Origin of the sequence: Paenibacillus dendritiformis, assembly GCF_015845845.1 — a bacterium.
In the GTDB taxonomy this organism is placed as follows: Bacteria; Bacillota; Bacilli; order Paenibacillales; family Paenibacillaceae; genus Paenibacillus_B; species Paenibacillus_B dendritiformis_C.
This window is the reverse complement of the sequence record NZ_LDIG01000157.1, coordinates 1-5,046: the sequence shown is the minus strand read 5'-3', so window position 1 is coordinate 5,046 and position 5,046 is coordinate 1. Positions and strand designations below refer to the sequence as shown.

Genomic DNA, 5,046 nt, shown 5'->3' with positions numbered 1-5,046 from the left:
CAAAGTCACTTTTCCCTTGACAAAGTAGCCCCAGGTACGCGTAGACCACATCCGGGTGAGTGACCGTGGGTTGATGTACACCGGGAAGCGAGGAACGAGTCAAGCGCTTGGCAATCTGGGTATGGGAAAGGAGCAAGCCAATGAGGGCAAGACCGGAATGAGCGGTCAGCATCTCCACGGACTGATCCAGTTGAAAACGTACGGGTTTCATCAATGGCACCTCCGGGGTGAGTTAAAGAAATACGGGAATTCTTCCCTTTTTCCTTATTTTACTTTACCGGCGGCTCATTTTCTAACTTTTCTATGATTTCATTTCACGGATTCAGGAAGAAGTTCGAATAAAAGGAAGCCGAAAAGTGCTTTGTAAGAGGTATTCAACAAAATGAGATATAAGATGATGAATATTTGATCTTGTTATATTTAACCATATATGGTAGGTTATTTCTAGGGAAGATACTCTTAATTCCATCAATAGAAAAAGATAGTGTTCATTGCATACAATGTTTTTCCTCCGCATAAAAAATGATGCACAGTCTGCTTTCAATTTTGAGGAGATATCTTTACCTAAACTATTTCAAGGAGGAGATTTGTTTGAAGAAAAGGTTGATCGCATCATTATTAAGTGTAAGTATGGCGTTTGCAGCATTCACGCCAATGGCTTTTGCTGCATCAGAACCAAAACCAGCACAAGGGGAACTAAGCCAAAGGCACACAGTTGAAAAGGATGAGTTTTCAAAAAAAGTGATAGAATCAATCCCAATCATGAATAATTACATCAGCATTAAAGAAGACAAGTTCGTCCTTGACCCTGCTGCAAAAAATGTTGCTGAGCCTAAAATTTATGAGAATTTTAAAACTGGGGTAGACCAACTGAATATTGCAATTAAGGAAGGCTTTATAATTGTGGAAAATGGACAAATAAGGGCTAATGCTAATGAATTTTCAACAAACGCATTCAGTAACACTTATTGGTGGGGAGTTGCAATAACGTTCGATGACGCGGAAACAAAGGTTCACGCGCAAGCTCTAAGACAATCAGGAGCAGTAGGAGGACTTCTTGGCGGAATTGCCGCTTTCATCCCAGCAGGATGGTTAGCAGCTATAACAGGTCTGCTGTATAATGCGGGTGCAACAATGATTGCAAACGACTTCGAATATAAAAATAAGGGACGGGGCGTGACACTTAATCTACATTGGTTACCAGTTCCGTATTACGAAGTCACAACAAATCCGTGACAACCAATGAGCAGTAATTTATGTAAGTTTATGTTATAATAGGGTAAAACGTTAAGGGTGAAGGGGAGTGAATTTGATTATAACTGAACAGCTAATAATAACCCTGTCCTTTCTCTTGTTTTACGCCTTGGTAATTGCACTGGTGGTTCACTTTATATTTAGGAAGAACCTTATATTGCGAAACTACATCTTTTTAGGAATAGCAACAGCCGCAGCTCTGGTCTCATTCTATACAACTTTGTTTATAGATACGGACAACATCATTCAGTCCTTACTGTTAACGGTGATATTAATCGGGCTTACTCTACAGCAAATAAGACTAAAGAAAAAGCTTAATAAGTAACTAGTTAACAGCAAAACAGCCTTTATACAGTGTATAAAGGCTGTTTGTATACTCCACCAAAGTCATGGAAAGAGCTTCGAACAATGCGGTACTTAATGCTTCACCTATGTTAACCTACTGTTGTGCCCGTCAGGGGCACTACTAGTGCAGTCACAGCTTGTTAGCCTGTGCGGCAACTCCACCATTGGCTTGCATACACGCATCATGCCATGCTTCCACCTGCTCAACAAATAGCCCTTTTGTCCGACAATACTCCGCCAGCTACCGTCCCTATAAAGGCGATACGCTCACTGAACCCAGACGCCTCTACATTCATTATTATTACAACATCGACAAAGCAGCCGAAGATGAAAAAGCATTTGATCGCAAGCTAATCGGGTTGCGGCAGGAACTGGAGTCTGGCCGTAGAGTTCCGGATGTCAACGCCGACTTTATTTTGACCCACCATCGCCAGTTTAGAACTGACCCACCCGGCGATTTTTTGTTGGTTAGGTGGTAGAGGGGGAGCCGTAGGCTCCAGTCCTCATTTTTTCACGAAGTCGGTAACTATTCCCCCTAATGTTGACGATGTGGGAATGGTGTAAGAGTCGATCCAGAATAGCTGTAGCAAGTATCGGATCGCCCATCAGTTCCCCCCATTCACCAAAACTTTTGTTGCTGGTCAACAGAATGCTCCCTCTCTCGTATCTTGCACTGACAACCTGGAAAAACAGGTTGGCTGCCAAACTGTCAAACGGAAGGTAGCCAATCTCGTCAATAATGAGGAGCTTTGGCCGAATATAGATTCGGAGTCGTTTATCCAGCCTGTTTTCCACGTAGGCTTTTCGCAAATCCTCGATGAGATGCGAGAGACTGACAAAGTAAACGGATATCCCTTGCGAGATCGCTTCTACCCCCAACGCCACCGCCAGATGACTTTTCCCTACGCCTGGAGGCCCTAAGAATAAGACATTCTCGTGTCGGGTAACGAAAGTCATCGTGGCCAACTCTCGAATCATTCGTTCGTCAATGCTGGGTTGGAAAGCAAAATCGAACTCCTCCAGTGTTTTTCGATAAGGCAAGTGTGCGAGTTTGGTACGTACCTCCATGTTCCGTCTTTGACGTTCCGCGATCTCTGCATCCAGCAGCATGTTCAGAAAGGATAGATAGGTGGGCTGTCCATGACTTGCTGCTTCCAAGTGGGCATCCAGAAGCAGAGCCGCTTGCTGAAGCCCAAGTTCCTCGAGTCGAAATCGTGCCTGCTCCAGTTCGATCATGCTCCCACCCCCGTCAACTGCTCATAGACATCCAGTGAACGCACTTCCACTTGCTGCGATGAAATCTGTCGGGCTTGCGGACGTGGATAGGCATATCCTTGAGCGGTCGTAAGACCTGCATACTGGTTTTCGCAAAAAACCGTTGGACGAGATCGATAGACCTTTTGGTGGCGGGCAATACATGTGCCGTCGACCCAGATTTCTACCCACCCATTCACTTCACGCACGGTACCCTCACGTCCACTGTACCTCCATGGAACCCCATACCGCACCCCATCGTAGCTGACAAATCCGTCTCGACTAACCTGTCTTGGTTCATGCAGGTATTTTTCCCACCGTTCAGTTGAAGGGATGGGCGACAGTTTTTCCTCACGGAGTCGGTCAAAGGGACGTTCGCCGGTTGTTCCATGAATACGGCGGTTAATCCGCTCGCACCAGTGTAGGGCTTGTTGATTGAGATCCTGTAAATCAACGAAGCGTTTGCCAGGAAGAAAGTTGTTTTTTACGTATTCCAATCGCTGCAGCAAAGTCGGCAAAAAGCGGATGCCAGCGAGGTTTTCGATCATCTCCCATGCCCAGTACGACGGTTTTCATCTGGTCGGTCAGCATTACCTTTGGGATGCCCCCAAAATATTCAAAAGCATGAATCAAGCAACGAAGAAAGCTGTGAATGTCACAACGCTTAGTGAACTCTATATAGGTGGAACGAGAGTACCCCAATACCATGACAAATACCGGCACTTTTCGGACTGTACCGTCCAAATCTACGTAATCACACAGTCCCCAGTCGACCTGTGCGTATTCACCAGGTTTCGTGTCGTAACGAAGAACAGCGGGAACTTGCTTGGGAGGACGGAAGTCCTTCACATAGTCTTTCAGGATGGTACGTCCCCCGGTATACCCCTTTTCTCGTAGAAGATCGAATAAAACCTCGCAATTATAGATACCTTCTTGAAGACGTTCCTCTAAAGCCCCAAAATTGGATTTACAGGATCGGCCAAAATCCCAGCTAGTACTTCGGAAATTAGAAGCATAATGGATCAAAGAGGTTATTTTCTTGACCGGTATGAGCGCTTTCGTGTACAGCGTGCTGAAAAGTCGTTGAATGTATATCAAGTAAAGCCTCCCTTTATTTTGCTTCACTATGTTCCAGTGTCTGCTTTTGACACCACTTCTAATTATTCAGTCGTGGACAGGTACAATTCTTTAATACCATTTAATCTTGTGCTGTCGATCGCTAATCCGAGAATTAACGCTGACGGTGTTTTTTTCCAAGAAACTGGACAAGGCTCTATCAAGTCTCACACACAAATTTTTCGCAATGGTATTTTTGAACAAGGTTCTAATTTGCATTTTTCTCATCATTATGGAACGGAAGATCATAAGGGACGACCAGGATTTGATGTTTTAAGCTTTGAGGAAGACCTGAGAGATTCGATATACCGGCAATTGAGAACTTATAAGGTTCTTGGCATGCCTGATCCTTTTTATATTTTTGTGAGTATGATTGGAGGAATGGGGGTTTGTGCATTAAGACGCCCCATGACCATGTTAGAAAGACCACCACAAGCAATTGATGAGGAGTTTTTGAAATTACCCGAGATTCTGATCGAGTCTTCCGAAAGAGAAAAAATCGAATACGCAGTTACTACAATTTGCACATATTTTGGGAATGCATTTGGATTTCAGAAAAAGCCGAATCAAGGTGCATTCTAATCTTTGTCAGGGTAATGAAATTATCGCGATATTGTTGTTTTTGGGGTAACTTATCCCATTATATAGTAAAAAAAGTAACCCTTTTGCACGGAGTTTGACACAAAATAACCCTTTTGCTTTGCGGTAGCCCTCCTCCAAGATTGGAAGTAAATGTTCACGCGTTAAAAACCTGAATCCGTGAAATGAAATCATAGAAAAGTTAGAAAATGAGCCGCCGGTAAAGTAAAATAAGGAAAAAGGGAAGAATTCCCGTATTTCTTTAACTCACCCCGGAGGTGCCATTGATGAAACCCGTACGTTTTCAACTGGATCAGTCCGTGGAGATGCTGACCGCTCATTCCGGTCTTGCCCTCATTGGCTTGCTCCTTTCCCATACCCAGATTGCCAAGCGCTTGACTCGTTCCTCGCTTCCCGGTGTACATCAACCCACGGTCACTCACCCGGATGTGGTCTACGCGTACCTGGGGCTACTTTGTCAAGGGAAAAGTGACTTTG

Annotated in this window: 3 protein-coding genes and 3 pseudogenes; 3 read left to right on the top strand and 3 right to left on the bottom strand. The window is 44.4% G+C overall.

What is annotated here, in order from left to right; translation table 11 throughout:
- Positions 1–211: pseudogene (locus tag ABD76_RS15575) on the bottom strand (IS1380 family transposase); the annotation flags it as partial.
- Positions 212–591: 380 nt separating this feature from the next.
- On the opposite strand from ABD76_RS15575, the gene ABD76_RS15570 reads away from it, so the two are divergent.
- On the top strand, positions 592–1,236 hold the full coding sequence (locus ABD76_RS15570; protein ID WP_242069594.1) for a hypothetical protein: 645 nt from the start codon (positions 592–594) through the stop codon (positions 1,234–1,236).
- Positions 1,237–2,067: 831 nt separating this feature from the next.
- Here the strand turns inward: ABD76_RS15570 and istB are convergent.
- Both istB and ABD76_RS15560 read right to left on the bottom strand, forming a co-directional pair.
- Complete coding sequence (istB, locus tag ABD76_RS15565) at positions 2,068–2,835, bottom strand: IS21-like element helper ATPase IstB (RefSeq protein ID WP_197258176.1); 768 nt, start codon at positions 2,833–2,835, stop codon at positions 2,068–2,070.
- A pseudogene (locus ABD76_RS15560) lies at positions 2,832–3,804 on the bottom strand (IS21/IS408/IS1162 family transposase); the annotation flags it as partial. The pseudogene ABD76_RS15560 and the gene istB, both read right to left, overlap by 4 nt.
- A gap of 132 nt (positions 3,805–3,936) precedes the next feature.
- Here ABD76_RS15560 and ABD76_RS15555 point away from each other — a divergent pair.
- Positions 3,937–4,551 (top strand): hypothetical protein, encoded by a 615-nt coding sequence (locus tag ABD76_RS15555; RefSeq protein WP_197258175.1) that lies wholly within the window; start codon positions 3,937–3,939, stop codon positions 4,549–4,551.
- A 284-nt stretch (positions 4,552–4,835) separates the two neighbouring features.
- Positions 4,836–5,046, top strand: a pseudogene (locus tag ABD76_RS15550) (IS1380 family transposase); the annotation flags it as partial.